Genomic DNA, 26,040 nt, shown 5'->3' on the forward strand with positions numbered 1-26,040 from the left:
CCATAGGAACGCATGAACGGGGCACTACCCGATCGCTTCGGCATGCCCTGCTCGCTTTTCCCCGATGGCATCAAGTGCCACCGTCAGGCCAAAGCCCTGCATCAGCCGCCGCGTGGCGAAATCCGGTTTGCCGGAGGTGAAGATCGCCGGGTCCTGGCCGTTGAGCGGTTCGAAGCCGTTCGGTTGCGGCACGAGCGAACGCGCCCGTCTGGCAATCGCTTCGGCCGGATCCAGCCAGTCGACCGGCCAGGGTGCCAGCCTGCGGAAGACGTTCGCCATGAAGGGATAGTGGGTGCAGGCAAGCACGACGATATCGGTCTTCCTGCCGTCCATCTCGACGAAACACGGTGCGATCTCGGCTAGTACCGTTTCGTCGTCCAGTTTCTCGCCGCGGATATAGGCCTCCGCCATCTTGGCGAGGTTTTCGGAGCCGACGAGCCGCACATGGCATTGGCTGGCGAAGGACTGGATGAGATCGCGCGTATAGGCCCGCTTGACGGTACCCGGGGTCGCCAGCACCGAAACGAGGCCGGAGCGTGTGCGCTCTGCCGCCGGCTTGATCGCGGGCACCGTGCCGACAAAGGTCATCTGAGGAAAGGCCGCGCGCAGATCGGCGCCGACCAGCGTGAAGGCGGTGTTGCAGGCGATCACGCAAATTTCCGGATCATGCTCGGAAAGCAGCCGGCCGAAGAGCGCGATCACGCGCTCTTTCAGCGCCGCCTCTTCCCAGCCGCCATAGGGAAAGCCGGCATCGTCGGCGACATAGATGAAATGCCGCTCGGGCATCAGCACCCTCGCCTCTCGCAGCACGGTCAAGCCACCGATGCCGCTGTCGAAGACGAGGATGGGTTTCAGTTCACTCGCTGTCACCTTTGTCTCGCGCTTTCCTGCTGTGTTCGCCCGGAGCGCCGGAGCCGCGCGGGTTTTCCCGCGTGAACCGGTCGAGCGAAGAAATGACGCCGCGCAGCACCTGGATTTCGGATTCGGTAAAGGACGGCCTGGTCAGAACCGCGCGCAGGTTCTCGACCAATTTCGGCTTTTTGTCGGCGGAACGGAAGTAGTTGCGCGCCTCAAGCGCTTCCTCGACATGCTCGAACAGACCCTGCAGGTGTTCCTTGGTCGCCGGCCGCTGCGAGATCGCCTGGAACGAGGTCTGGTCCTCAGACTCCATGCCGGTCTTCAGCCATTCATAGGACATCAGAAGCACCGCCTGGGCGAGATTGAGCGAGGCGAAAGCGGGATTGACCGGAAAGGTCACGATCTCGTCGGCCAGAGCCACCTCTTCGTTGGTGAGGCCCGTGCGCTCGCGGCCGAACAGGATGCCGGTTTTCTCTCCGGTCTGGAAGCGCTGGCGGAGCGTGCGCGCCGCGACGATCGGCGAACGCACCGGCTTGTAGCCATCGCGGTCGCGGGCGGTCGTGGCATAGACGAAGTTGAGATCGGCGATCGCCTCTTCGACCGAACCATAGAGCTTGGCAGCGTCGATCACGTGGTCGGCACGGCTTGCGGCTGATCGTGCCTTTTCGCTCGGCCAGCCGTCGCGCGGATTGACGAGCCGAAGCTCCGCCAGGCCGAAATTCGCCATCGCGCGGGCGACCATACCGATGTTTTCGCCGAGCTGCGGATAGGCGAGAATGATCGCCGGTCCTTCCGCCAGAAGTTCGCGCTCGCTGTTCGTTCCTGCCATTTCCTTAGCCTTCGCCTTTCGTTCGGCGTTTCCCTTGCACAAATGCGGGCGAAATTAAAGTCCACTACAAATGAAGCCGGTTGAGAGACACCCCGATCATTTCCAGACCAAGCTCCGCATCGTCCTTCGAAATCGGAAGGTGGCGATCGACCGGCGCACCGATCCGGCCGACCTGGTAGAAATAGGCCGAGGCCTTGTCGCGCACCGTCTGGACGAGCGCGAGATTGGCGTCGATGTCCGCCTTGAAATCGGTTCCTTCCAGCGCCGCATCCGTGCCGACACGCCGCGCGAAAACCCGTGCCCAGTAGGTGCAGGCCATGAAGATCGCCAGCGCCTGGCGCACATGACCGGGACGCGTCACCAACTGCCAGGGAAGCCCGAGCGGCTTTGCGGCGGCGGCCAGGTCACGATAGGCGCGGTCGAGCGCCTGCGAGCGGGTAATGAGCACCAGACCCGATGCCCCGTCCCGCGCCGCCTGCAGCAGGCCCTTGAGTTCGTCGCACCAGGTTGCGACGGCGGCATCGAGCGTCGTGCGGGTGCGCGTCGGAAACACGACGAAGGCGACCGCCGCACCGGCGATCGAGCCGATCATGGTTTCCTCCAGGCGCAGTTGCAGCAGATGCGGGCTCAGCACGCCCATCAGGCTATAGACCAGCGACAGAACGACGGAGATGAAGAAGGTCATCGTCGCATAGGAGACGGCGAGGAAATAGAAGGCGAGAAAGACGCAAAGTGCGCTGAGCGGCAGCACCAGGTAGATATTGCCGGCTACCAGCGTGCCGACGATGATGCCGACAACAATGCCAAACAGGGTGCCGGCCGAGCGCTGCAGCGCCTTGACCGCCGTATCGCCGCGCGAGCGCGTGTTGGTGAAGACGAGAAACGCCGCAAGCACCGCCCAGAACCAACGTTCCCGCGACAGCATCAACCCGAACACCATGGCGATACCCGAAGCGAGCGTGATCTGGATCGCCGCCTTCAAGGCGGGATCGTTCAGCGACGGCCTCCAGCGGGCGGCAACGCCGCTCAAGTGCAGTGGCGGCTCTTCCAGATCGGCCGGCGTCAGCTTTGCAAGGCTTCGGGCGAGCCTTTGCCGGACGTTGCGCAGCCACAGCAGCGCCTTCACCGTTTCTTCGCGGCGCGGAGCGGCATCGCCGAGCCGCGCGATCTCCGCGTCGATCCGTTCGCCGTCGCGCGCCACCATCGCCTCCACCAGTGCCGGCGGCGGCATCGATTGGAAGCTGACGACCATCACGCTTTCGGCCGCAAGATGCAGGTCGAAGAGGTTGATGACGAGGTCGGAGGTCGTAAGGCCGGGCTGCGGTTCCGGCCGCCGGTTTTCCGTCGGAATGAAGCTTTCCGCCATCAGCACCGCTTCCTTCAGCCGCTCTTCGGCCGCATGCAGCTGACGACGATCGGCCGGTGACAGAACGGGCTTGCGGGCGATCTCCGCCAGTTGCAGCAGCATCTGGTCTACGCGACGCTGCACGCTTGCGGTGGCGCGCAGGAGGTCGCGATAGCGATCATCCGGCAACAGCCGCGTGCGGACGAGATGCGCGACGGTGGCCGAGACTGCCGCCCCGAAGAACAGGGCCGGCAACTGGTCGAGCGTTGGCCTCAGATAGGCGCCGGTGAAATAGGACATGAAGGCGAACATGCCGACGGCAAAACCTCGGGGGCCGAAGGAGCGGCCATAGACCGCGAGAAAGATGATCAGCAGGAAGACGACGTCGGAAACGTAGCGGTGATTCTCGAGAACCGACGCAAGCCCGACCATCGAAACGCCGACGAGGACCGCGATGATGCGGGTGAGCCGCTGGCCGGCAATGGTGCGATCGCGCACCGCCAGTCCCCCTTCGATCGACAGCGACGCCGCAAGCCCGAAGGCGGCCGGCGGCAGCGGTGCGACGAGGTAATGAAACGCCATCAGCAGCAGGATGGAAACGACGATGGTCGCGGTGATGCGCGAGGCCTGCCGCAGGCGGGAAAAGGCCGGATCGTTGGCAAGAAGCCAATCGCGCATACGGGAACGAAGTGCCATCGGAAGCCTTTGCCTGTCCCGCGGCCGCCTGTGGACGCGCGCCGCCTTCGCCGGTTCTTCCTGCATAGCGGCAGATGCGATCTTTGCAAGGCCGGCGCGACGAAAGCAGGCGTCGAAAAGCGGTGGCGAAGAGCCGTCCGAGGTCCGTCTCCACCTCCATCCAAAGTTTCAGCCAAGCATGCTTTGCCTTGTCGGTTCTGAGTGCTATAGGGCACAGGATTTTTCAGAGAGGAAGGGACATCGCTCCCGCTGTCCCGCATAAGCTACGAGGCATATTCATGGCAAAGATCAAGGTCGCCAATCCGGTCGTCGAACTCGACGGCGATGAGATGACCCGCATCATCTGGCAGTTCATCAAGGACAAGCTGATCCATCCCTACCTCGACGTCGATCTGGAATATTACGACCTCAGCGTCGAAAACCGCGATGCTACTGAAGACCAGGTAACGATCGACGCCGCCAACGCGATCAAGAAGCACGGCGTCGGCGTCAAGTGCGCCACGATCACGCCGGATGAAGCCCGCGTCGAGGAGTTCAAGCTGAAGAAGATGTGGAAGTCGCCGAACGGCACGATCCGCAACATCCTCGGCGGCGTCATCTTCCGCGAGCCGATCATCTGCAAGAACGTTCCGCGCCTGGTTCCGGGCTGGACCAAGCCGATCATCGTCGGCCGTCACGCCTTCGGCGACCAGTACCGCGCCACCGACTTCAAGTTCCCGGGCAAGGGCAAGCTGACGATGAAGTTCGTCGGTGAAGACGGCAAGGAAATCGAATACGACGTTTTCGACGCACCGTCGGCCGGCGTTGCCATGGGTATGTACAACCTGGACGATTCGATCACCGAATTCGCGCGCGCGTCGTTCAACTACGGTATCCAGCGCAAGGTTCCGGTGTACCTGTCGACCAAGAACACCATCCTCAAGGTCTATGACGGTCGCTTCAAGGACATCTTCCAGCAGGTGTTCGACGCCGAATTCGCCGAGAAGTTCAAGGAACTGAAGATCTGGTACGAACACCGCCTGATCGACGACATGGTCGCTTCGGCCCTGAAGTGGTCCGGCGGCTACGTCTGGGCGTGCAAGAACTACGACGGCGACGTGCAGTCGGACATCGTCGCCCAGGGCTTCGGCTCGCTCGGCCTGATGACTTCGGTTCTGATGACGCCGGATGGCAAGACGGTCGAAGCCGAAGCCGCGCACGGCACGGTTACCCGCCACTACCGCCAGCACCAGAAGGGCGAAGAAACCTCGACCAACTCGATCGCCTCGATCTTTGCCTGGACCCGTGGTCTCGCTCATCGCGCCAAGCTCGACGGCAACGCCGAACTCGCAAAGTTCTCCGAAACGCTTGAGAAGGTCTGCGTCGACACCGTCGAAGCCGGCTTCATGACCAAGGACCTGGCGCTCCTCATCGGTCCCGATCAGCCGTGGCTCTCGACCACCGGCTTCCTCGACAAGATCGACGAGAACCTGCAGAAGGCCATGGCTGCCTGATAGGCTCCAGTCGAAGAGACAACGAAACCCGGCCTCGCGCCGGGTTTCTTTTTTGGACCGATCAAAATTCCGGAACGCGGATCGGCGCCGGACTGCAGCCGGTACTCGCACGACTTCAAGGCGAGCGCGGCCATGCTACCGGCAGCGACTGCTAGAACATGTCGCGGCTGCTGCTGCGCGGATCGTCGCTGACGATATGTGGGTCGTAGATCCCGCCTCTCGCGCTCCGGCGCCATGGCCGGGCCGGATCGACGGGGTCCCTGCCGATATCCGCCACGACGATCGATGGTCCATCCCCGCTGCATCGGACCGCCCATTGCCCGTCGGGCGAAACAATCCCTGAAGGAGCCGTCAGGCCGGGCTGCGCGAGAACCGCAAAACTCGCCCAATAGCGATTGATCGAAGCATGCCCCTGCACCTCGGCGGCAAAGGCAATGTCGTTCGCCAGAGCGCCGCCGGAGGTCGAAAACAGCACGCAATCGACGTTCAGCTGTTCGTATTCGCCGAAAATCTCGGGAAAGTGGCACTCGATGCCGAGCGCGCAGCCGAAGCGGACGCCGTCGACCTCGAACGTCAAAGGGATCGTTCCGGGCGTGTACATGAACGAGACCTTGGTGTTCGACAGCATGCGCTCATCGTAGCGTGTCGCGACCGCCCCCTTATCCGAGATCACATAGAGGCTGTTGTGCGGGCGATGCGGTTCGGTGAGCTTGTGAACGGATCCAAGGACCGTCCATAGCCCGAGGTCCCGCGCCAACGTCCGTATGGCATCAAGCTCTTTGCGCAGAACCGTCCACTCGAAACGGCGCCAATCGGACGGGCCTATTTCGCGCGGACCGATCGTCGACATGATGCGCTTGTTCGGAAAGCACGTCGCGCCCTCGGGGAAATGCAGCACCCGCGCGCCGGCCCGATGCGCCTCCCGCATCAGGTGTCGGATCCCTTCGCCGGCATGGTGAAGTGCCGCCGCATCGCGGGGATCGTCGAAATAGCCGGATTGCGCCACGGCCAGGCGCAGCAATCTTGGTTGCGCCACCAAGTCTTCCGCCGAAGCCTGGCGAAGATGCATGAGTGCAGTTGTATAGGATTCGCCGGTCTTGGCGGCACGGGCGCGAACACGCCGTTTGAAATTTCGGTTTTCAGTCATCACAGGGCCTTTCGCGTCTCGGGCAAGTTCCCCAGCAACCGGACCCGAAACGGTGGGACCGAGATTGCGACCCGAGACTGAAGCCCCTTTGCCTCCGTGAAAGGATCGTGCTGGGGACGATCTTTGGAGGTTCGGCGCAGGCCACGCCGAACCAAAAGGTGCCGCTCGGACACTGATTCGTCAATTGCGGGTGTGTGCTCGGGTGTCTGTCACTTCAAAGGCAGATAGATCTCGCTCAAGAGTTCGGTCGGCGCAACTTCGCGGGGATTGTTGAGATATTTCTCGAACATCAGGCTGTCGCGGATATCGCGGCCGGACTGCGGCAGCCATGTGCCGTAGAGCCAATGGTAGGCCTTCGGCATATCCGCGTAAGGGCCTTTGTGGCGAAGCACCGCATAGCGGCCGCCGTCGAGATGCTGCGGGGTCAACGGCGCCTCCGCCGGCATCGGTCCGCGCGCGCTGACGCAGGCAAAGGAGCGCAGTTTTTCCGCCGGCACCAGTTCCGGATCGTCGAGGTAGATGCCGATCATCTCCATGTCCGGCCGGAACAATTGCCGTGAAAAGAGGGTGCCATAGAGCGTCTCGAACGCCTTGCCGATCTCCATATAGGAGCCGGTGTGGGCGACGCCGACGAGGTCGAAGGCTTCGACGTCCTTCAGGGTGACTTCATACATGTCTGGAATTCCTTCCGTTGAAGCGGTTTCAAAGGCGACATGGCTCCCTTCCTTGCGGTATCGCGCCGGCGGCAGCCCATAGGCGGCCTTGAAGGTGCGGTTGAAGGATTGCAGATTGGGATAGCCAGAGCGCTGCGCGATCGTTTCGACAGGAAGATCGGTCTGGGCGAGATCGGCCGCTGCCCGCTGCAGCCGCAGCCGCTTCACCGTTCCTGCCAGCGTCTCGCGGTGAACGGCCCGGTAGATCCGGTGCCAATGGTGCGGCGACAGACAGGCAATCTCGGAAAGGCGATCAAGGTCGAGATCGCCGTCGAGATGACCGTAGATATAGTCGCTGACCCGGTGCAGACGCCGTTCATAGGTCGCCCACGCTACCCGCTCTTCCATGTCCAACCTTTCGCGCTTTGCTCACGGATGGGTAGACCATAGCTCAATTTGACAAATCCTGCGGAGTTGCGGGCGTGCTTCGACTGAGATTTGTACGAGCCTTCCGCGATACAGGACCCCAGAACGGTGCCTTGGCCAGCAATCACGTTTCGGTTTGACCGTCCGAGGCGCCGAGGCTCTGTTCGTGTGGGCTGGTGATCCGGCGGGGTATGACACGCACGACCGGAGGGGGCTCGCGGGACCGCGAGCGTGAAGCTACACAAGCCCTGCCCGATGCAAACAAAAAGGGCGCCGCAACGGACGCCCCTTTTCCTATTCTGCTGCGGGTACCAATCAGCCGGCGAGTGCGACGGCCACCGCTGCGGGTACCAATCAGCCGGCGAGTGCGACGGCCACCGCTTCGATCGCTTCGGCCGCCTTGTCGCCATCCGGACCGCCGGCCTGGGCCATGTCGGGACGGCCGCCGCCGCCCTTTCCGCCGAGAGCGGCGGATGCGACGCGAACGAGGTCAACGGCGCTGAGCTTCGAGGTCAAGTCGTCGGTCACGGCAACGACCGCGCTTGCCTTGCCATCGCCGGAAACGCCGACGAAGGCAACGACGCCGGAGCCGAGGCTCTTCTTGCCGTCATCGGCCAGGCTCTTCAGATCCTTGGGCTCGACGCCCGAAACGACCTTGCCGAGGAAGCGAACGCCGGCGATTTCGCGGGCGGCATCGGCCGAACCCGCTTCGCCGCCACCACCGAGTGCCAGCTTCTTCTTGGCCTCAGTCAGCTCGCGTTCCAGCTTGCGGCGCTCGTCGAGCAGCGCCTCGACGCGGCCGAGCACGTCGCCCGGCTGAACCTTCAGCGTGTTGGCGAGCGTCTTCACGCGCTCGTCCTGCTCGTTCAGATAAGCGCGTGCCGCTTCACCGGTCAGCGCCTCGAGGCGACGAACGCCGGCGCCGACGGCGCTTTCCGAGACGACGCGCACCAGGCCGATGTCACCGGTGGCAGACACGTGCGTGCCGCCGCAGAGTTCGACGGAGTAAGCGCGGTTGGCCTTGGAGCCGTGGATGCCGCGGCCCATCGAGACGACGCGAACCTCGTCGCCGTACTTCTCGCCGAAGAGCGCCATCGCACCTTCGGCAATCGCATCATCGACGCTCATCAGACGCGTGGTCACCGGCGTGTTCTGGACGATGATCTCGTTGGCCATCTCTTCAACGACCTTCAGCTCCTCGGCCGTCATCGGCTTCGGATGAGAAACGTCGAAGCGCAGGCGTTCCGGCGCTACCAGAGAGCCCTTCTGGGCCACGTGGGTGCCGAGCACTTCGCGAAGCGCCTCATGCAGGAGGTGCGTTGCCGAATGGTTGGCGCGCAGGCGCGAGCGGCGGGCGTGATCGACGTCGAGCTGGGCGGCGTCGCCGGTCTTGACCGTGCCTTCGGCCACGGTCGCGAAGTGGACGAAGAGCCCCTCGCCGCGCTTCTGCGTGTCGGTGACGGTGAGCTTGCCGCTTTCCGTCGTGATCGTGCCGGTATCGCCCATCTGGCCGCCCGATTCGCCGTAGAACGGCGTCTGGTTGAGCACCACCTGGACGGTGTCGCCCTTGGCGGCGGTTGCTACGACAGCGCCATCGCGCACGATCGCCTGGATCACGCCCTCGGCGGTCTCGGTGTCATAGCCGAGGAAATCGGTCGCGCCGTGCTTTTCCTTGAGCTCGAACCAGATGGTTTCGGTCGCAGCTTCACCGGAACCGGCCCAGTTGGCGCGGGCTTCGGCCTTCTGGCGCTCCATGGCAACCGAGAAGGCGTCGGTATCGACGGTGATGCCCTTGGCGCGCAGCGCGTCCTGGGTCAGGTCGAGCGGGAAGCCGTAGGTGTCGTAGAGCTTGAAGGCGGTTTCACCGTTGAACTGGTCGCCTTCAGACAGATCGGCAGATGCGTCGGACAGCAGATTGAGACCGCGCTCCAGCGTCTTGCGGAAACGGGTTTCCTCAAGCTTCAGCGTCTCGGAGATCAGCGCTTCGGCGCGCACCAGTTCCGGATAGGCGCGGCCCATCTGGCCGACGAGTGCCGGCAAGAGCTTCCACATCAACGGATCCTGGGCGCCGAGCAGCTGGGCGTGACGCATCGCACGACGCATGATGCGGCGAAGCACGTAGCCGCGGCCTTCGTTCGACGGCAGCACGCCGTCGGCGATCAGGAAGGCGGACGAACGCAGGTGGTCGGCAATGACGCGATGGCTGGCGCGACGGTCGCCCTCAGCCTTGACGCCGGTCGCTTCTTCCGAAGCCGCGATCAGCGCGCGGAAGAGGTCGATGTCGTAGTTGTCGTGTTCGCCCTGGAGGACGGCTGCGAGACGCTCGAGGCCCATGCCGGTATCGATCGACGGACGCGGCAGGTTGACCCGCTCTTCCTTGGTGATCTGCTCGTACTGCATGAAGACGAGGTTCCAGATCTCGATGAAGCGGTCGCCGTCTTCGTCGGCCGAGCCCGGAGGTCCGCCCCAGATATGGTCGCCGTGGTCGTAGAAGATTTCCGAGCACGGGCCGCAGGGGCCGGTATCTCCCATGGCCCAGAAGTTGTCACTGGTCGGGATGCGGATGATGCGGTCGTCGGAGAAACCGGCGATCTTCTTCCAGAGATCGAAGGCCTCGTCGTCGGTGTGGTAAACCGTGACCAGCAGGCGCTTGGCGTCGAGGCCATACTCCTTGGTGATCAGGTTCCAGGCGAGCTCGATCGCGTTCTCCTTGAAGTAATCGCCGAAGGAGAAGTTGCCGAGCATTTCGAAGAAGGTGTGGTGACGCGCGGTGTAGCCGACATTGTCGAGGTCGTTGTGCTTGCCGCCGGCGCGAACGCACTTCTGCGCCGTAACGGCCGTCGAATAGGGACGCTGCTCCAGGCCGGTGAAGACGTTCTTGAACTGCACCATGCCGGCATTGGTGAACATCAATGTCGGGTCGTTGCGCGGCACCAACGGGCTCGACGACACGACCTCGTGACCGTTCCTGCGGAAATAGTCGAGAAAGGTCGACCGGATTTCATTCACGCCGCTCATCTTGCGTCCTATTCTTAAGCACCGATTCCGGCCCGCGTCCGGCCCATGCCGCGCCACTAAGCCATTGTCCCTAAACCCTGCGGCCACCCGTGGTGACCGCACCCTCCAACGCGCTGGGTCGCCGGAACCAAAGGCTTTTATCGCTCACATATCCGACTGTCCAGACGCCAGCAAAAAACCGGCCGCCCACGGGACGACCGGTTTTCTGGTAACCTCAGTGGACCGAGCGGCTTATGTTTCCGGCGGCTCGTCACCGTCGTCCGCTTCCGGACCGCCATTCTCGAGGAACCGATCAGCGATCAGGCCGGCGTTCTGGCGCAGCGCCGTCTCGATTTCGCGCGCGAGATCCGGATTGTCGCGCAGGAACGTCTTGGCGTTCTCGCGGCCCTGGCCGAGACGCTGGCTGTTGTAGGAGAACCAGGCGCCAGACTTTTCGACGATGCCGGCCTTGACGCCGAGGTCGACCAGTTCGCCGGTCTTCGATACGCCCTCGCCATACATGATGTCGAATTCGACCTGCTTGAAGGGAGGCGCCATCTTGTTCTTGACGACCTTGACGCGGGTCTGGTTGCCGACGACCTCTTCGCGCTCCTTGACCGAGCCGATGCGGCGGATGTCGAGGCGAACCGAGGCGTAGAACTTCAGCGCGTTGCCGCCGGTGGTGGTTTCCGGCGAACCGAACATGACGCCGATCTTCATGCGGATCTGGTTGATGAAGATGACCATGCAGTTCGACTTGGAGATCGACGCCGTCAGCTTGCGCAGCGCCTGGCTCATCAGGCGGGCCTGCATGCCCGGCAGGCTGTCGCCCATTTCGCCTTCGATTTCGGCGCGCGGCACAAGTGCGGCAACCGAGTCGACGACGAGAACGTCGATCGCGCCGGAGCGCACCAGTGTGTCGGTGATTTCCAGAGCCTGCTCGCCGGTGTCGGGCTGCGAGATCAAGAGGTTTTCGAGATCGACGCCGAGCTTGCGGGCATAAACCGGGTCAAGCGCGTGTTCAGCATCGACGAAGGCGCAGATGCCGCCCTTCTTCTGTGCTTCGGCGACGGTCTGCAGCGCCAGCGTCGTCTTACCCGAGCTTTCCGGGCCGTAAATTTCAACGATGCGGCCCTTCGGCAGGCCGCCAATGCCGAGCGCGATGTCGAGGCTGAGAGAGCCGGTCGAAACCGTCTCGATCTCAATGATGCTGTCCTTCCCACCGAGCTTCATGATCGATCCCTTACCGAACGAACGTTCGATCTGGGAAAGTGCCGCTTCAAGTGCCTTGCTTTTATCCACCGATTTGTCCTCTACGAGCCGCAAAGAGTTTTGTGCCATTTGGTCCACCTTTAGGTTATTGAAGCTACCGAGGCAATGAAGCCGCCGCAGGAGTTTTTGTACATGTTTTGTTCCGTATTTGCAAGAGCGCGACAACGCATTGAAAAACAATAGCTTTTCACGATACGTTCGATTCTTGTTCACGGAACGAAACCAGAGTTTTCGAATGTTGGCGCCAGCCCTTCGAACCTGCCCGGCAAGGCTCGGCCGATTCGCCTGCGCATGAGACTTTGAGCAGGTCGGGCGCGTGGCGCTTTGCGACGCGGCATTGCAGGATGCCAACAGATATTCGGCCGATAGGCCAAGCAGAGGAACATTCATGACGCAAGCTGACATCGCCGTTTTCGGTGGCGCGCATATCGACAGGCGCGGCCGTATATCGGGAACGACAGCGCCCGGATCGAGCAATCCGGGAAGCTGGTTCGAAGAAGCGGGCGGCGGTGGTTTCAATGCCGCGCGCAACCTGGCGCGGCTTGGCCACAGCGTGCGCATGATCAGCACCCGCGGCGGTGATGCGGCCGGCGAGATGGTGACCGCAGCCGCGGCCGCCGCTGGCGTCATCGACAGTCCCCTCACCTTTCTTGATCGCCAGACGCCGAGCTATACGGCGATCCTCGAAAACGACGGCAATCTGGTGATTGCGCTTGCCGACATGGAGCTCTACCGGCTGTTCTCGCCACGGCAGTTGCAGCGGCGGGCGCTCCGCGAGGTCATCGCCGCGAGCAAGCTGGTGCTGACCGATGCCAACCTGCCGGAAGAAACGATCGCCGCACTTGCCCAGTCGGCTGCCGGCAACGGCCGCCTCGTCGCCGGCATCGCTGTTTCGCCGGCCAAGGTCATCCGCTATCGGCCGTGCCTCTCGCATCTCTCGTTCCTGTTCATGAACGAATCCGAGGCGCGGGCGCTGGCCGGCAAGGAGGCGGCCGAGGCGGAAGAATGGCCGGCCCTGTTGCGCGGTCTGGGCATCAACGGAGGCGTCGTGACCCGGGGCGGCCGTACGGTCGTTGCCTTCGAGGGCGACAGCGCCTGTGTCGTCGTGCCGCCGGCCCTGCCCGCCCTTGCCGACGTCACCGGCGCTGGCGACGCGCTCGCCTCCGGCTTCCTTTCCGCCCGCCTTGCCGGCCGCGATATCGCCGATTGCCTGCGGCACGGCATCGCAGCCGCCGGTTTGACGTTGCGTTCTCCCTTGGCCGCATCCGAAGAGATGTCCGCGGCCAATCTCGAACAGGCGCTGGCCCTTGTGCCCGCGCCCCAAATGCTGTCATGACATTTGCCAGCAGAACTCCCAAGGAAAGACCATGACCAAACCCGCTTCCCCCTTCCTGCCGATGGAATATTCCGACGAGGTCGCAGCCGCCAAGGCGCGTGGCGCGCCGATCGTGGCGCTGGAATCGACCATCATCACCCATGGCATGCCCTACCCGGGCAACCTGAACATGGCCCGCAGCGTTGAAGCGATCATCCGCGAACAGGGTGCCGTGCCGGCGACCATCGCCGTCATTCATGGCGTACTGCATATCGGCCTTGACGATGCCAAGCTCGAAGAACTGGCCAAGACCCAGGGCGCGATGAAGGTCTCGCGCGCCGATCTCGCCTTCGCGATCGCCGAGCGCCGCACCGGCGCGACCACCGTCGCCGCGACGATGATCGCTGCTGCCCGCGCCGGCATCCGCGTCTTTGCGACCGGCGGCATCGGCGGCGTGCACCGTGGCGCGGAGCTCTCCTTTGACATCTCCGCCGACCTCGATGAACTCGCCCGCACCGGTGTCATCGTCGTCTGCGCCGGCGCGAAGGCGATCCTCGACATTCCGAAGACGCTCGAAGTGCTCGAGACCCGCGGCGTTCCGGTCGTCACCTATGACAGCGAAATCTTCCCGGCCTTCTGGTCACGCGACAGCGGCCTCAAGAGCCCGCTGATGCTGAACAGCCCGGCCGCGATCGCCAACTTCCAGACCATGCGCGAGCTGCTCGGCGTCGAAGGCGGCATGCTGGTCGCCAATCCGGTTCCGGAAGCTGCCGAGATCCCGCGCGAAGAGATGGAAATCTATATCGCCCGCGCGCTCGACAATGCCGAGAACGACGAGATCACCGGCAAGGCGGTCACGCCCTATCTGCTCAGCAACCTCTTCGAAATGACCGAGGGCCGCAGCCTCGAGACCAACATCGCGCTGGTCGAGAACAATGCCCGGCTTGCCGGCGAGATCGCCGTCGCGTTGAACGTGAAGTAATCCGGTAAGAAACGGCGAGAAATAGAGAAGCCCGGCCCGCAAGCGCCGGGCTTTTTACATTGGCGAAGGCTGACGATGCGTTGGAAGTTTGATCAAGCACCTGATGTTGCCTGCGTTACCTGCCGCTCGGTGCTCGCGGGGCACCCGGTTCTCGTCGCAACACATCATGAAGACGATCATTCATGGGCGTTTACAGATGGCGCACCGATCGACATGGCGAAAGTGCTGGTGGTCGCGATGGCGGAGGTCGTCGAGCGCCACACCGACCTTGACGAGATAGCCGATCTTCCTCCCGGCTGGTCGGCAACGCGCGCCTCGGCCAATGGGCCTTGGTCAAGGCAGCAGAACGACTAGGGGCGGAAGCCTAACGTACCCAGCGCCGACCCCGGTCGATATCCTCTGGCGTTCAACGGCTCTAGGAATCGAGCATTTCGCGCACGGATACCGCCAGCTGCTTCAGCGAGAACGGTTTCGGCAGGAAGCCGAACTTGGCATCCGCCGGCAGGTTGCGGGCAAAGGCGTCTTCGGCATAGCCCGAGACGAAGATGAACTTCAGGTCCGGGTACTTCTTGCGCAGTTCGGTCAGGAGCGTCGGTCCGTCCATTTCCGGCATCACCACGTCGGATACGACGATATCGACGGCGCCGTTGAGCTCGTCCATGATGTCGAGCGCCTCGACGCCGGAGCCCGCTTCGTAGACGGTGTAGCCGCGCGTTTCCAGCATGCGCTTGCCGCCGCGGCGAACAGCCTCCTCGTCCTCGACGAGCAGCACGACTGCCGAATCTCCGGTGAGATCGGTCGGCTCCTCGGTCTTGACCACGGGAGCCGCTATCGTCTGCACCACCGGCGCAGCAACGGTTCCGGTGCCTGCCTGCGCGGGCTCCTCGGGCGCAACCGGCACCTCGATATGGCGCGGCAAGAGGATGCGGAAGGTCGTGCCCTTGCCCACTTCCGATTCCGGATAGATGTAGCCGCCCGACTGCTTGACGATGCCATAGACCATCGACAGGCCGAGACCGGTGCCCTTGCCCACTTCCTTGGTCGTGAAAAACGGCTCGAAGATTTTGTCGAGGATTTCGGGCGCAATACCTGTTCCCTGGTCGGAAACTTCCACCATCACGAAGTCTTCCTCCGGCAGCTCACGGCGTCCGAAGGCCGAAACCTCCGCCGCCGGCAGATTGCGGGTGCGAAGTGTAATGATGCCGCCTTGGGGCATGGCGTCGCGGGCGTTGACCGCGAGGTTCAAAAGCACCTGTTCGAACTGGCCGAGATCGGTCCGGACCGGCCAGAGATCGCGACCATAGTCGACCTCGACCTTGACGTTCGTTCCGGTCATGCGGTCGACCAGCATGCGCAGGTCGCCGATCACGTCGGTCATGTTGAGCACCGTCGGCCGCATCGTCTGCTTGCGCGAGAAAGCAAGCAGCTGCCGCACGAGAACAGCGGCACGGTTGGCGTTGCGCTTGATCTCCATCAGGTCGGCGAAGCTCGGATCGGCCGGCCGGGCAGACAGAAGCAGGTGGTCGGAGGACAGCAGGATCGCCGTCAGCACGTTGTTGAAGTCGTGCGCGATGCCGCCGGCAAGCGTGCCCACGGCGTTCATCTTCTGCGTCTGCGCCATCTGGTTTTCGAGCGCTTTCTGCTCGGTAATCTCCAGCGCATAGATGATCGCCGCTTCCTCCGGCGCCTGATCGGTCTGGTCGATCACGGCATTGACGTAGAAGCGGAAATGGCGCTCGCCATCGGTCGGGTGCAGCGCGTCGATCGGCGCGATGTCGCCCTGCCGGTCCTTGGCGGCCGCCAGCGCGTCGTGCAGGCGAAGCTTCTCGGTTTCGTGCACCACGGCATCGATCAGCGCGCCGCGCTCGACGTCGTCCTGCGAGACGAGACTGGAAAACAGCTTCAGGAACGGCGCGTTGGTGCGCAGGATCCGGCCATTGCCGTCGACCGAGGCGATCGCCATCGGCGTATTGTTGAAGAAGCGGGTAAAGCGCATCGCTGCGCTCGACGCCGACTGGTCGCTGTCCTCGCCGCCCTCGCGCGACATGACGATGGTGCGGCTTTCGCCGGGCGCGCCGTCACGGGTCGAGGAGACACGGTGGATCATGCGCACCGGCAGGCTCTGGCCGTTCAACTTGCGCAGGTCGAGGTCGAGCATCTTGGTCTTCTTCAGACCCGGTTCGGCCTGCACCGCCTGGACGAGCGTCAGCCCCTCGCCGGCCACCAGATCGCCGATACTTATCGAGCCCGGCTGGAACTTGGTGAGATCGATGCCGAGCCAGTCGGCAAGCGTGGCGTTGATATAGAAGATCTCGCCCTTGCGGCCGGCGGAGAAGAAGCCGGCGGGTGCGTGATCAAGATAATCAATCGCGTTCTGCAATTCCTTGAAGAAGCGCTCCTGGTCATCGCGTTCGGCAGTGATGTCGGCGATCTGCCAGAGATAGAGCGGATTGCGCTCGCTGTCTTCGAGCGGCAGCACGCGTGCCTTCAGCCGGAACCAATGGGCGCCGGAGCCGGTGGCCGCACCGGTCGCAAGCGGCTTCAGCAGGCGGAATTCCTCATGCCCCTGCTTGCCCTCGTGCAGGCCGTTGGTCAGCCGGTAGATTGCTTCCGTCGCCTCGCGATTGCGCGACAGGATCGTTTCGAGCGATTGGATGCCGGCAGCGTTCCTCGCGCCCGTGAGCGCGCCATAGGCGGCGTTGGCGTAGATGATCCGGCCCTTCCGGTCCGTGACGATCGTGCCGTCCTCATGCGCATCGAGAAAGGCACGCGCCAGTTCGTCCGGGCGCGATTGCGGCATCACCTCGATGAAGCCGATGACCGAGGACACGAGAAAGAAGATGCCGACCATGGCGAGAACGCCGAGGATGCCGAGCACGATCTCATTTTCCATCTGGTTCCGGAAGATCACGAAGGCGATGGCCGAGACGGTGAGGACGATCGCGAGCAGCACGATCCGCAGCACGGTTCCGGGCCTGACGCCACGGTCAACAACCGGCATCTGGTAGTCGCCTGACTGCCGCAATTTCGTCATCGGGTCCTCTTACGCGGCCGGCGCCGCGCGCGGCGCGGCCCAGCCCTTCCGGCCGGCATCCGCTCAAACCGCCGGGCAAAATCGGCCATAGCCGACACGCCCTCGATCATTCGGACAAGAATCATCTTTAACAATCAGAGATAACAGCAAAAAGCACCTGTGCGGAAGCATTCGAGCCAATTCACAGGGAATGTCGGCGAAGTGCTTGTCCGAGCCCGAAAAAAGCCGTCAAATACTGCCACTCGAAAGGCAGAAGGAGTTCACCCTATGATGGAAACGATCATCGCCGACAACGGCAGCCGGTTCGTCGTCGCCGCTGCAGCGGTCGCGATTGGACTTTTGTGCCTCGTGGCTGTGCTCTGGATCATGCGCAACCGTCCTTCCTCGCCATTCATCCGTGGCGGCAAGAACCGCCAGCCGCGCCTGGCCGTGCTCGATGCTGCCGCTGTGGACACCCGGCGCCGTCTCGTGCTCGTGCGCCGCGACGATGTCGAGCACCTGATCATGATCGGCGGGCCGACGGATATCGTCATCGAAAGCCGGATCGTCGCCGGCGGCGACGAGCGCCCGGCCGTCAGCGAACGCTCTGCTGTCATCGAACGCAAGGTGACCGAACCAGTGGGTGAAAGCCGTCCGGCAGTCAGGGAACCCGTTCAGCAGCCCGCGCCGTCGATGCAGGCCGCACCCGTCGTCGCGACGCCAGTTCGCCCCATCACCCGGACAGAGGAACAGCCGGTCGCTCGCGTCGAGCCGGTGGCGCCCATGCGCGTTACGGCCGAACAGCGCCCGGTGGCAGCACCTGCCCTTGCTGCAGAGCAGCGCCCTCTCGCTCGCCCTGTCGCCCAGCCCGCACCCGAGAGCCCGTCTATCACCTCCGTCGCAGCACCCGCGGTCAACGTCGATGCAGCCATGAACCGCCCTGTGGCAATGGCGCAGACTGTACAGCCGCAACCCATTCAGATGCAGCCGGCCCAGCAGCTTCAGCGCCCCGCAGCGATCATCCAGTCGCAGCCTCAGCCCCAACCGCAGCCGGCTCCTGCGACCGCCCTTTCTGATTTCGAGCGCCTTCTCGACGCGGAGATCACCGGCGACCTGCAGCGCCTGGGTCCGGCAACATCGGTCACTCCGGAAAACCGTGCGCCGGCCCATTCCGGCCGTCAGGAGCCGACGCTTGGCGCGCCTGTCGCCGACGGCGGTCATAAGGAGCCGACAATCGAAGAAGAGATGAACCGCATGCTGGCCGACATTTCCGCCGGGCGGAAGCCCTGATTGCCGCATTGGCCTGGCGGCGACGTCAGGCATCGCGACGGCAGCGAGATACTTGTCTGAGCCCAGGCATCGAAGCGAAGAGCCGCTTCGATGCTTCGGAATAAATTCGGGACAACGGAAAAAGGCGCGGTTTGACCCGCGCCTTTTTTCAGACTGTTACGAAAGCCCGAAAGCTTATTCGTCCCGGTAGACCTTTTCCCGCCGCTCGTGGCGCTCCTGCGCCTCGATCGAGAGGGTCGCGATCGGACGGGCGTCCAGTCGCTTCAGGCCGATCGGCTCGCCTGTTTCTTCGCAGTAGCCGTAGGTACCTTCGTCGAGACGCTGCAACGCCGCATCGATCTTGGAGATCAGCTTGCGCTGGCGGTCCCTGGCTCTGAGCTCGATTGCCCGATCAGTTTCGGAAGAAGCCCTGTCTGCGAGATCCGGATGATTGGCGCTCTCCTCTGCCAAGTGATCCAGTGTCTCGCGTGCCTCGCGAAGGATGTCGTTTTTCCAAGCGTTCAACTTGGCCCGGAAGTACGCCCGGTGGTTGGCATTCATGAATTCATCGTCCTCGGAAAGGACGAAGGTACTAAGATCGATCTTCTCACTCAACGCGATTCTCCTGAAGAACATCTCATTGCGGCGGTGTATAGACCTATGGAAGCTGTGATTCAAGCCTCGCAACAGACACTCAACCGTATTTTAATGTTGCTAGCGCTTCAGGCTAACTGACGAATATTTCATCAAAATTACACATCGGATCTTGATTTCCAACTTGCGCCCACCGAAGCCGCCGCCTCTGCTCGCTGAAAAGTGACAATGACGTGTTTGCGCCATTTTACCGTCCATTCACGACCGCGGCAAAGCGCAGCACCGGCAGTCCCCGAAAAAATCACGGCGGCCAGCTTGATCTTTACGGTGCGTGCGGGGAAAGGTGACGGTCTGCCGGCCGACATGAAAGCCGGCAAAATTCTACCCTGTCGCTGCAACCGGCAGGCAACGCCGGAACCGATCGATGCAAGACAGCGCCCCCAAGGCTCTCCGCCTCTACCTCCTGCGGCACGCCCGTTCCGGCTGGGCCCTGCCGGGCCAACGCGATTTCGATCGGTCGCTGGACGAGGTCGGCTACATCGATGCGGAGCGGCTTGCCCAGACGGCCGCAGACCAGGGCATCCGCCCCGACCGCATCCTCTGTTCGACGGCGGTGCGCTGCCGCGAAACGGCCGAGCCGTTCTTCCGCACGGTCAGCGAAGAGCTGGATATCCGCTACATCGATGCGCTCTACTCCGGTCCGACGAGCATCTATCTCGACCTCATCGATGCGCACCGGCATGTAAACGCGCTGATGCTCGTCGGCCACAATCCGATGATCGAACAATTGCTCTGCAACCTGGTGGGCGACGAGGCCGCCCGCGAGGCGCTTCCCGATGGATATCCGCCGGCTGGCCTGGCCATTCTGGATCTGCCGTCTGACGCCACCTCCGCCCGCCTGGTATCGCTGCTGTTGCCGACGCCATGAAGGCGCACCGTAAGAAGAATTGACACGTGCGCGTTGCGGCGCCGCAATTAGTGCCTATATCGCGGAGGCAGCCCGCAGCCGATCGTCGTTCGGCGGGCTTGACGATGCGAACGACCCCGGGAAACACGCCGCAAGAAAGACCAAGACTTGGCGCCTAACCTGACCAGCTTCAAAGACGACGCGCTGATCGCGCTCGACAACCTCACCGACCGCGCCTCCGGCCTCGTCAATCCCTCGATCCGGCTCGGCGTCACCGGCCTGTCCCGTTCGGGAAAGACCGTCTTCATCTCGTCCCTGGTGCACAATCTGCTGAACGGCGGGCGCCTGCCGGTGTTCGAGGCGGTGCGTTCGGGCCGGGTCTCGAAGGTCAGGCTCGAGCCGCAGCCCGACGATGCCGTGCCGCGTTTCCAGTATGAAGATCATATCGCAGCCCTGGTGCGCGATCGCATCTGGCCAGACTCCACGCGCGCCATCTCGCAGCTGCGCATCACCCTTGAATATGAGAGCGCCAGCGGCTGGAACCGGCTGTTCTCGCCGGGCCGGCTGTCGCTCGACATCGTCGACTATCCCGGCGAATGGCTGCTCGACCTGCCCCTGCTCGCGCAGGACTTCCGCGAGTTCAGCAACAATTCGGTGGCGCGCGCCCGTGCACCTGGCCGTGCGAAGTTGTCGGCCGAATGGCTGACGCTTGCGTCGTCGGCTGGCTCGACGGCGACCGCCGACGAAAGCAGCGCCCGCCGGCTCGCCGAGAGCTTCACCGGCTATCTCAAGGCCTGCAAGGCGGACGAACGCTCGCCCTCGACCCTGCCGCCTGGACGTTTCCTGATGCCGGGCGACCTCGAAGGTTCGCCGGCGCTCACCTTTTCGCCGCTTCCGGACCTACCCGAGGGCCGCGCACCAAAGGGTTCGCTCTGGGCCATGATGGAGCGGCGCTACGAAGCCTATAAGAAACATGTCGTCAGCCCGTTCTTTCGCGAGCATTTCGCGCGCCTGGACCGGCAGATCGTGCTCGTCGATGCCCTGCAGGCGATCAACAACGGCCCGGAGGCGCTGCTCGATCTCGAGCAGGCGTTGGCCGACGTACTTGCCTGCTTCCGTCCGGGGACCAACAGCTGGCTCTCGTCCTTGCTGACGCGACGGATCGACAAGGTGCTGATCGCAGCAACCAAGGCGGATCACCTGCATCACGAAAGCCACGACCGGCTGGAGCGCATCGCCGCGCGCCTCGTCGATCGCGCCGCCGAAAGCATCGGATTGAGCGGCGCCGGCCTCGAGGTCATGGCGCTCGCATCGGTCCGGGCCACCCGCGAAGCGACCGTCAACCACGACGGCCATGCGCTGCCGGTCATCGTCGGCACCCCGATCGCCGGCGAGAAGATCAACGGCGAAATCTTCGATGGAGAAAGGAAAACAGCGATATTTCCCGGTGACTTGCCGGAAGATCCTGAAGTTCTTTTCAAGACGATGGAGACCCGGTCCGGCGCGACGACCTATCTCGAAAGCGCTCAACCGCTGCCGGAACTCAGCTTTGTTCGCTTCCGCCCGCCACATCTTGAGGAAACCGGCGGCGGCTTGAAACTGTCGGTGCCGCATATCCGCCTCGACCGGGCCATGCAATTCCTGTTCGGAGACCGGCTCGCATGAGTGACGACAGCAACGGTCGCAGCCGCCGTCCCGGCGCCTTTTCAGTTGGCGAAGACAAGCCCGCCGAGGCCCGTCCGCAGCTGCGCGCGCGGCGCGCGCCCGCAAGTTTCGACGACAATGTGGTGCTGACACCCGATGCGGAAGACCCTTTCCGTGAGACCACGCTTGCGGTGGAGGCCCTCGCCTTGCCCGAAGCAAGTCCTCGCAAGCGCCGCCTGTCAGTTGGCAAGATCGCGACCGGCGCACTCGGCATCATCCTGTCACTGGCTGCCGGCCTCTGGGTCGACCGCCTGCTTCGCGATCTCTTCGCGCGTGCCGATTGGCTCGGTTACGCCGCACTTGCCGTCGTCGCGATCGGACTGCTGGCGCTGCTGATCGTCGTTGGCCGCGAATTTTCGGGGCTAATGCAGCTCACGGCGATCCAGAAGCTGAAAGCGGAAACGGAAGCGGCGGCCGCTTCGGCCAGTGCGAAACCCGCGCGCGCGGCGCAGGCAAAGCTCGTCCATCTGCTGGCCAGCAATCCGCGGACGGCGCGCGGGCGCACACGGCTGAAGGAAAGCGAAGGCGAGATCATCGACGGTCCGCACGTGATCGAACTCACCGAGCGCGAGCTGCTCAGCCCACTCGACCGCGAGGCGCGGCGCCTCATTCTCGCGGCTTCCAAGCGCGTGTCGATCGTCACGGCGGTCAGCCCGCGGGCGCTCGTCGACCTCGGCTACGTCCTCTACGAATCTGCCCGCCTGATCCGCGCCATGGCCGAACTTTACGGCGGTCGCCCCGGCACGCTCGGTCTGCTGCGGCTGATGCGTGACGTCATCGCTCATCTGGCCGTCACCGGCTCGATCGCCGCCGGCGACAGCCTGATCCAGCAGGTGCTCGGCCACGGGCTGGCTTCGAAGCTCTCGGCGCGCCTGGGCGAAGGCGTCATCAATGGCCTGATGACCGCACGCATCGGCATCGCCGCGATGGACCTTTGCCGCCCGATGCCGTTTCGCGCGCTGAAGCGTCCCGGGATCGGTGATTTTCTCGCCGACCTCAGCCCCGGCGCCGGACGCGTGATTGGCGAAAGCGGCGAGAAATAGCGCGGTAGCAAAACTAGATCCCCGCATACCAGTCGTAGCCGAGATCTTCCCAATAGCCGCCGCGCCCTCGACCGAAGGGCGCGAGATCGGCAACGACTTCGATCGCCTTGATGTATTTCGCCATCTTGTAACCCAGCTGGCGTTCGACCCGGACGCGCAGTGGAGCACCGTTAGCGACCGGCAAAGCCGCGCCGTTCAGGCCATAAGCGAGGATCGTTTGCGGGTGATGCGCATCGAGCATATCGATCGATTCGTAATAGGCGACCGAGCCGCCAAGGCCGAGCGGCATGCTGTCGAAGCAATGAAAGACCACGTAACGCGCCTCGGGCTTCACCCGGGCTTCATCGAGGACGCGAGTAAGGGCAACGCCGCTCCACTTGGCGATGCAGCTCCAGCCCTCGACACAGTCGTGTCGAGTGATCTGGGTGCGCGACGGCATGTTTCGCAGTTCTGCAAGCGTCAGGTGAAGCGGTCGCTCGACCAGGCCGGAAACACGAAGCCGGTATCCGGCAAAGGCGTCCTGCTTCAGCGCGAGATAGGTCGCATCACCCGGGTCGGTGGAGCCGTTCGGTCGTTGCCCCTGCCGGATCTCGCTCTCGGCAAATTCCGGCGCCAGCCGATCAGCCGGCACCAGCAGCCGCTGTGCTCGGTAAGTAATGCTGTTGGCGGATGCGAGAAAGTCGCGCACGCGACTGCCGTTGCCAACGAGGCCATCGAGCGCGTCGCACCCGGCAAGCGGCAACGACGAGGCCGTCGCCCCCGCCGCCGCCAGGAAGCGCCGGCGACTGAGGACGAACGCGCTCATGTCCTTCCTCCCCGGTCCACCGAACGCCTGATGCGATAACGCCCAGTAATCATCGACCGCATCTCGTTGATTGGACCAGCGGCAAAAACCATGGCGATGTGCACAGTGAAGAAGCCGACGAGCAGCAGCATCACGACGAAATGGATCGTGCGGGCCGTCTGCCTGCCGCCAAAGAGTTGAACCAGCCAGGGCCAGCCGGCGTCCATGCCCGGCGACATCGTCAGCCCTGTCGCGATCATGAGAGGAAAAAAGACCAGGAGAACAATGCCGTAGGAGAGTTTCTGCAAGCTGTTGTAACGCCCGTCATGTTCGAAGCGCAACCGCAGATGCGCGATGAAGGTCGCGGGCAAGGCGCGGATGTCGGCCAAAGCGGGAAGAATGTCCCGCCGCAGGTGACCGTTGATCGTGCTTGCGACCAGCCAGATGGAATAGACGACGGCAAACATCCAGGCGAAGAAGAAGTGCACGACGCGGCCGGTGGCGAGGTCCTGGTAGGACGGCAAGGTCAACCAGGCCGGAAAAGCCCGATAGGCCCGCTCCTGTTCCGGCCCGCTGACGCCCAGGACACCGGTGGTGTCAACGCTCAGCCCCAAGACTGTCGTCAGGCCGCGAACCTCGCCGCTTCGCTCGCGAACAGGTCCAATCGACAGGATGCTGTTGTCGAAGGCAAAACCCGACTGCTGCCCGACATAGAGTGCCGGGTGCGCGTTGAAGATCTGCAGGCCGCTGAGAAACAGAAAGAACAGCGCGCCGGCCCATCCCCAATGGGTAAGCCGGGTTGTCAGCCGGTGCCGCGATATCGCCAGGCTCTGCTGTGCGTTTGACGCGGTCGATTCGGAATCATGTCCTGCTATAACCATGGAAATCTCCCGTTTCCCATGGTTATACGTAGCGCGATTGGGGCAAGTTTCATGTCCCCGCACAATGCTCGCCGAAATCCGCCAACCCACTGTATTTCCTAAGCCAAAAATGCTGTGGTCAATCCGCTTTTCGGCCACAAAGAAGCCGCGCCGCGCACCGCGCAGAAACCGTCCGTTAACCATTTGCGCGCAAATGTGGCTTTCAGTTTCGGACGTTGACCCATCAAGGATCGTTTATGTTCTCGCGCCCTTCTTTGATCGCTCGCGGCGCTGCCGCCTTCGCGCTTGCAGCCACCGTCGGCCTTGCGACACCGGCTTTTTCCGGCGCCAAGGACAAGGTCTTTTTCGAGAAGGTCGCGGGCCAGTGGAAGGGCCCGGGCGAGATCGTCGCGGGCAAGTACAAGGGCACCAAGTTCACCTGCGATCTCTCGGGCGAACCGGTTGCTGGCGATGACACCGGCATCAAGCTCGACGGCTTCTGCCGCGTCGGCGTGTTCAAGCAGCCGATGTCGGCGCTGATCACACAGAAGGGCAACACCTATACCGGCAAGTTTCTCGACGGCGCCGAGGGCAAGGGCCTGGATATCATTTCCGGCAACGTCGCCAAGGACAAGGTCGTCGTCGGCATCAATCGCAAGAAGCTGAATGGCGCCATGATCGCCCGTCTGCAGGACGACCAGACGATGAACATCACCATTTCGGTCAAGGTCGAAGAAACGATGGTGCCGGTCATCGGCGTCAGCCTCAACCGCCAGATCGACGCGATCGCTGTCGGCTCCATCAAGTAACGTTCAACACCCGATTAAACGTCAAAGCCCCGGCATCGACCGGGGCTTTGTCGTCTGTGGATTACGTTGCGGTCCTGTTCAGGCGCCTGCGCGCCACCAGCTCACGTCACCATCCGCAACCTCGATGCCTGCGACGTCAGCCTGCTGCAGCCAGTCGCCGACCGGACGGCCGCCAACAGCCATGTCGGCGGCGAAATCGGCAAGCGGCATCAGTACGAAACCGCGCTCGGTCATCCTCGGATGCGGCAACTCCAGCCGCCCGCCCGCTTGCGCCACGCCCTCGAAGGTCAGCACATCGATGTCGAGCGTGCGCGGCCCCCAGCGCTCGTCGCGAACCCTCTTCATCGACCGTTCGATATCAAGGCAGGCGTCGAGCAGGGCTTCGGGCTCGAGCGTCGTGTCGACCTTGGCGCAGGCATTGTAGAACCAGGCCTGGTCCGTCTTGCCCCAGGGCGGCGTGCGATAAAGGCGCGAGACGGCCTTGATCACGCAGTCGTCGCGGGCATCGAGCAGGCGAAGCGCTTCGGCCATCGCCTTGCGGGGATCGCCGAGATTGCCGCCAAGCCCGAGTGTCGCTGCCCGCCAGCTCACCTCAGACGACATGCTCGACCGTCACTTCGACATAATCGAGCACACCCGGAACCGGCGCATTCGGCTTACGGATCGACACCTTGGCGCGCTTGATCTGCGGGAAGCGCACGCAGAGCGTCTTGGCCACTTCCAGCGCCAGCGCCTCGATCAGATAGCGGCGGCGGCCGGTGACGATGCGCTCGATCTCCTGGAAGGCGATGCCGTAATGCACGGTGTCTTCGATCGAGTCGTCGACCAGCGCCGTTCCCTGTTCGACTTCGAGCTCGGCATCGACGAAGAAGCGCTGACCAAGAAGCTCCTCCTCGTCGAAGACGCCGTGGCGCGCGAAGAAGGCGCAGTTCTTGAGGGTGATGATATAGGTCGCGCTCATGCTTCTCAGTCCCATCGGCTTTCTTGGATCGCCATGATTGCGCGGTCGAGCCGCTCAGCAGTCATGCGCGTGATTGGTAGTCA

Annotated in this window: 22 protein-coding genes; 9 read left to right on the forward strand and 13 right to left on the reverse strand. The window is 63.3% G+C overall.

Features of this window, described 5'->3' with window-relative positions; translation table 11 throughout:
* Positions 1 to 24: 24 nt before the first annotated feature.
* The 3 genes from murI to FA04_RS07755 all read right to left on the reverse strand — a co-directional run bounded on the left by murI (position 25) and on the right by FA04_RS07755 (position 3,728).
* Positions 25 to 870 (reverse strand): glutamate racemase, encoded by an 846-nt coding sequence (gene murI, locus FA04_RS07745; RefSeq protein ID WP_034794546.1) that lies wholly within the window; start codon positions 868 to 870, stop codon positions 25 to 27.
* Complete coding sequence (locus FA04_RS07750) at positions 857 to 1,687, reverse strand: RNA methyltransferase (protein WP_034794549.1); 831 nt, start codon at positions 1,685 to 1,687, stop codon at positions 857 to 859. Before FA04_RS07750 ends, murI begins: the two co-directional genes overlap by 14 nt.
* 64 nt (positions 1,688 to 1,751) lie before the next feature.
* Positions 1,752 to 3,728 carry an FUSC family protein gene (locus tag FA04_RS07755; RefSeq protein ID WP_034794651.1) on the reverse strand — a complete coding sequence of 659 codons (1,977 nt, stop codon included), beginning with the start codon at positions 3,726 to 3,728 and terminating at the stop codon, positions 1,752 to 1,754.
* A gap of 278 nt (positions 3,729 to 4,006) precedes the next feature.
* On the opposite strand from FA04_RS07755, the gene FA04_RS07760 reads away from it, so the two are divergent.
* Positions 4,007 to 5,221, forward strand: coding sequence for an NADP-dependent isocitrate dehydrogenase (locus tag FA04_RS07760; protein ID WP_034794552.1), 1,215 nt, complete (start codon positions 4,007 to 4,009; stop codon positions 5,219 to 5,221).
* Between the two features lie 151 nt (positions 5,222 to 5,372).
* Here the strand turns inward: FA04_RS07760 and FA04_RS07765 are convergent, their stop codons facing one another.
* The 4 genes from FA04_RS07765 to recA form a co-directional block, all read right to left on the reverse strand.
* Positions 5,373 to 6,368, reverse strand: a complete 996-nt coding sequence (locus FA04_RS07765; protein WP_034794555.1) for a carbon-nitrogen hydrolase family protein — start codon at positions 6,366 to 6,368, stop codon at positions 5,373 to 5,375.
* A gap of 209 nt (positions 6,369 to 6,577) precedes the next feature.
* Positions 6,578 to 7,429, reverse strand: a complete 852-nt coding sequence (locus tag FA04_RS07770; RefSeq protein ID WP_034794558.1) for an AraC family transcriptional regulator — start codon at positions 7,427 to 7,429, stop codon at positions 6,578 to 6,580.
* A gap of 372 nt (positions 7,430 to 7,801) precedes the next feature.
* Positions 7,802 to 10,465 (reverse strand): alanine--tRNA ligase, encoded by a 2,664-nt coding sequence (gene alaS / locus FA04_RS07775; protein WP_034794561.1) that lies wholly within the window; start codon positions 10,463 to 10,465, stop codon positions 7,802 to 7,804.
* 231 nt (positions 10,466 to 10,696) lie between these two features.
* Entirely contained in the window at positions 10,697 to 11,785 is a 1,089-nt protein-coding gene (gene recA / locus FA04_RS07780; protein ID WP_034794574.1) for a recombinase RecA, read from the reverse strand.
* A gap of 319 nt (positions 11,786 to 12,104) precedes the next feature.
* On the opposite strand from recA, the gene FA04_RS07785 reads away from it, so the two are divergent.
* The 3 genes from FA04_RS07785 to FA04_RS07795 all read left to right on the forward strand — a co-directional run bounded on the left by FA04_RS07785 (position 12,105) and on the right by FA04_RS07795 (position 14,367).
* The gene (locus FA04_RS07785; RefSeq protein ID WP_034794577.1) at positions 12,105 to 13,052 is read left to right on the forward strand and encodes a carbohydrate kinase family protein; all 948 of its coding nucleotides are present in this window, start codon (positions 12,105 to 12,107) and stop codon (positions 13,050 to 13,052) included.
* Between the two features lie 31 nt (positions 13,053 to 13,083).
* Positions 13,084 to 14,013, forward strand: coding sequence for a pseudouridine-5'-phosphate glycosidase (locus FA04_RS07790; RefSeq protein ID WP_034794581.1), 930 nt, complete (start codon positions 13,084 to 13,086; stop codon positions 14,011 to 14,013).
* Positions 14,014 to 14,088: 75 nt separating this feature from the next.
* On the forward strand, positions 14,089 to 14,367 hold the full coding sequence (locus FA04_RS07795; RefSeq protein ID WP_051659310.1) for a hypothetical protein: 279 nt from the start codon (positions 14,089 to 14,091) through the stop codon (positions 14,365 to 14,367).
* A gap of 61 nt (positions 14,368 to 14,428) precedes the next feature.
* On the opposite strand, the gene cckA is transcribed toward FA04_RS07795, so the two are convergent.
* Positions 14,429 to 17,047 carry a cell cycle histidine kinase CckA gene (gene cckA / locus FA04_RS07800; protein WP_034794583.1) on the reverse strand — a complete coding sequence of 873 codons (2,619 nt, stop codon included), beginning with the start codon at positions 17,045 to 17,047 and terminating at the stop codon, positions 14,429 to 14,431.
* Positions 17,048 to 17,314: 267 nt separating this feature from the next.
* Between cckA and FA04_RS07805 the strand changes: the two genes are divergently transcribed.
* Positions 17,315 to 18,316 (forward strand): flagellar biosynthetic protein FliO, encoded by a 1,002-nt coding sequence (locus tag FA04_RS07805; RefSeq protein ID WP_034794586.1) that lies wholly within the window; start codon positions 17,315 to 17,317, stop codon positions 18,314 to 18,316.
* Between the two features lie 174 nt (positions 18,317 to 18,490).
* Here the strand turns inward: FA04_RS07805 and dksA are convergent, their stop codons facing one another.
* The gene (gene dksA / locus FA04_RS07810; RefSeq protein WP_034794589.1) at positions 18,491 to 18,910 is read right to left on the reverse strand and encodes an RNA polymerase-binding protein DksA; all 420 of its coding nucleotides are present in this window, start codon (positions 18,908 to 18,910) and stop codon (positions 18,491 to 18,493) included.
* A 403-nt stretch (positions 18,911 to 19,313) separates the two neighbouring features.
* Between dksA and FA04_RS07815 the strand changes: the two genes are divergently transcribed.
* From FA04_RS07815 to FA04_RS07825, 3 genes are all read left to right on the forward strand, one after another.
* Entirely contained in the window at positions 19,314 to 19,817 is a 504-nt protein-coding gene (locus FA04_RS07815) for a SixA phosphatase family protein (protein WP_034794591.1), read from the forward strand.
* A gap of 147 nt (positions 19,818 to 19,964) precedes the next feature.
* Entirely contained in the window at positions 19,965 to 21,461 is a 1,497-nt protein-coding gene (locus FA04_RS07820) for a YcjX family GTP-binding protein (RefSeq protein ID WP_034794595.1), read from the forward strand.
* Positions 21,458 to 22,543, forward strand: a complete 1,086-nt coding sequence (locus FA04_RS07825; RefSeq protein ID WP_034794598.1) for a YcjF family protein — start codon at positions 21,458 to 21,460, stop codon at positions 22,541 to 22,543. Before FA04_RS07820 ends, FA04_RS07825 begins: the two co-directional genes overlap by 4 nt.
* A gap of 13 nt (positions 22,544 to 22,556) precedes the next feature.
* Here the strand turns inward: FA04_RS07825 and FA04_RS07830 are convergent, their stop codons facing one another.
* Both FA04_RS07830 and FA04_RS07835 read right to left on the reverse strand, forming a co-directional pair.
* Positions 22,557 to 23,348 (reverse strand): molybdopterin-binding protein, encoded by a 792-nt coding sequence (locus tag FA04_RS07830; protein ID WP_034794601.1) that lies wholly within the window; start codon positions 23,346 to 23,348, stop codon positions 22,557 to 22,559.
* The gene (locus tag FA04_RS07835; protein ID WP_051659311.1) at positions 23,345 to 24,208 is read right to left on the reverse strand and encodes a cytochrome b/b6 domain-containing protein; all 864 of its coding nucleotides are present in this window, start codon (positions 24,206 to 24,208) and stop codon (positions 23,345 to 23,347) included. The genes FA04_RS07830 and FA04_RS07835 overlap by 4 nt, the downstream gene beginning before the upstream one ends.
* A 236-nt stretch (positions 24,209 to 24,444) precedes the next feature.
* Here FA04_RS07835 and FA04_RS07840 point away from each other — a divergent pair, with 236 nt between their 5' ends.
* Entirely contained in the window at positions 24,445 to 24,996 is a 552-nt protein-coding gene (locus FA04_RS07840) for a hypothetical protein (protein WP_034794604.1), read from the forward strand.
* Between the two features lie 78 nt (positions 24,997 to 25,074).
* Here the strand turns inward: FA04_RS07840 and folK are convergent, their stop codons facing one another.
* Positions 25,075 to 25,599 carry a 2-amino-4-hydroxy-6-hydroxymethyldihydropteridine diphosphokinase gene (gene folK, locus FA04_RS07845; RefSeq protein WP_034794607.1) on the reverse strand — a complete coding sequence of 175 codons (525 nt, stop codon included), beginning with the start codon at positions 25,597 to 25,599 and terminating at the stop codon, positions 25,075 to 25,077.
* Positions 25,589 to 25,957, reverse strand: coding sequence for a dihydroneopterin aldolase (gene folB / locus FA04_RS07850; RefSeq protein WP_034794609.1), 369 nt, complete (start codon positions 25,955 to 25,957; stop codon positions 25,589 to 25,591). The genes folK and folB overlap by 11 nt, the downstream gene beginning before the upstream one ends.
* Positions 25,958 to 26,040: the final 83 nt, after the last annotated feature.

Origin of the sequence: Ensifer adhaerens (assembly GCF_000697965.2) — a bacterium.
GTDB lineage: Bacteria > Pseudomonadota > Alphaproteobacteria > Rhizobiales > Rhizobiaceae > Ensifer > Ensifer adhaerens.

Bases quoted from the DNA above. Each gene is read 5' to 3' on its own strand.
- FA04_RS07795 (WP_051659310.1), top strand. From the start codon at position 14,089: ATGCGTTGGAAGTTTGATCAAGCACCTGATGTTGCCTGCGTTACCTGC.
- FA04_RS07840 (WP_034794604.1), top strand. From the start codon at position 24,445: ATGTTCTCGCGCCCTTCTTTGATCGCTCGCGGCGCTGCCGCCTTCGCG.
- cckA (WP_034794583.1), bottom strand. From the start codon at position 17,047: ATGACGAAATTGCGGCAGTCAGGCGACTACCAGATGCCGGTTGTTGAC.
- FA04_RS07755 (WP_034794651.1), bottom strand. From the start codon at position 3,728: ATGGCACTTCGTTCCCGTATGCGCGATTGGCTTCTTGCCAACGATCCG.
- FA04_RS07830 (WP_034794601.1), bottom strand. From the start codon at position 23,348: ATGAGCGCGTTCGTCCTCAGTCGCCGGCGCTTCCTGGCGGCGGCGGGG.
- folB (WP_034794609.1), bottom strand. From the start codon at position 25,957: ATGAGCGCGACCTATATCATCACCCTCAAGAACTGCGCCTTCTTCGCG.
- FA04_RS07765 (WP_034794555.1), bottom strand. From the start codon at position 6,368: ATGACTGAAAACCGAAATTTCAAACGGCGTGTTCGCGCCCGTGCCGCC.
- FA04_RS07770 (WP_034794558.1), bottom strand. From the start codon at position 7,429: ATGGAAGAGCGGGTAGCGTGGGCGACCTATGAACGGCGTCTGCACCGG.
- recA (WP_034794574.1), bottom strand. From the start codon at position 11,785: ATGGCACAAAACTCTTTGCGGCTCGTAGAGGACAAATCGGTGGATAAA.
- alaS (WP_034794561.1), bottom strand. From the start codon at position 10,465: ATGAGCGGCGTGAATGAAATCCGGTCGACCTTTCTCGACTATTTCCGC.
- FA04_RS07815 (WP_034794591.1), top strand. From the start codon at position 19,314: ATGCAAGACAGCGCCCCCAAGGCTCTCCGCCTCTACCTCCTGCGGCAC.
- FA04_RS07805 (WP_034794586.1), top strand. From the start codon at position 17,315: ATGATGGAAACGATCATCGCCGACAACGGCAGCCGGTTCGTCGTCGCC.
- FA04_RS07760 (WP_034794552.1), top strand. From the start codon at position 4,007: ATGGCAAAGATCAAGGTCGCCAATCCGGTCGTCGAACTCGACGGCGAT.
- FA04_RS07825 (WP_034794598.1), top strand. From the start codon at position 21,458: ATGAGTGACGACAGCAACGGTCGCAGCCGCCGTCCCGGCGCCTTTTCA.
- FA04_RS07790 (WP_034794581.1), top strand. From the start codon at position 13,084: ATGACCAAACCCGCTTCCCCCTTCCTGCCGATGGAATATTCCGACGAG.
- FA04_RS07785 (WP_034794577.1), top strand. From the start codon at position 12,105: ATGACGCAAGCTGACATCGCCGTTTTCGGTGGCGCGCATATCGACAGG.
- FA04_RS07750 (WP_034794549.1), bottom strand. From the start codon at position 1,687: ATGGCAGGAACGAACAGCGAGCGCGAACTTCTGGCGGAAGGACCGGCG.
- FA04_RS07835 (WP_051659311.1), bottom strand. From the start codon at position 24,208: ATGGTTATAGCAGGACATGATTCCGAATCGACCGCGTCAAACGCACAG.
- folK (WP_034794607.1), bottom strand. From the start codon at position 25,599: ATGTCGTCTGAGGTGAGCTGGCGGGCAGCGACACTCGGGCTTGGCGGC.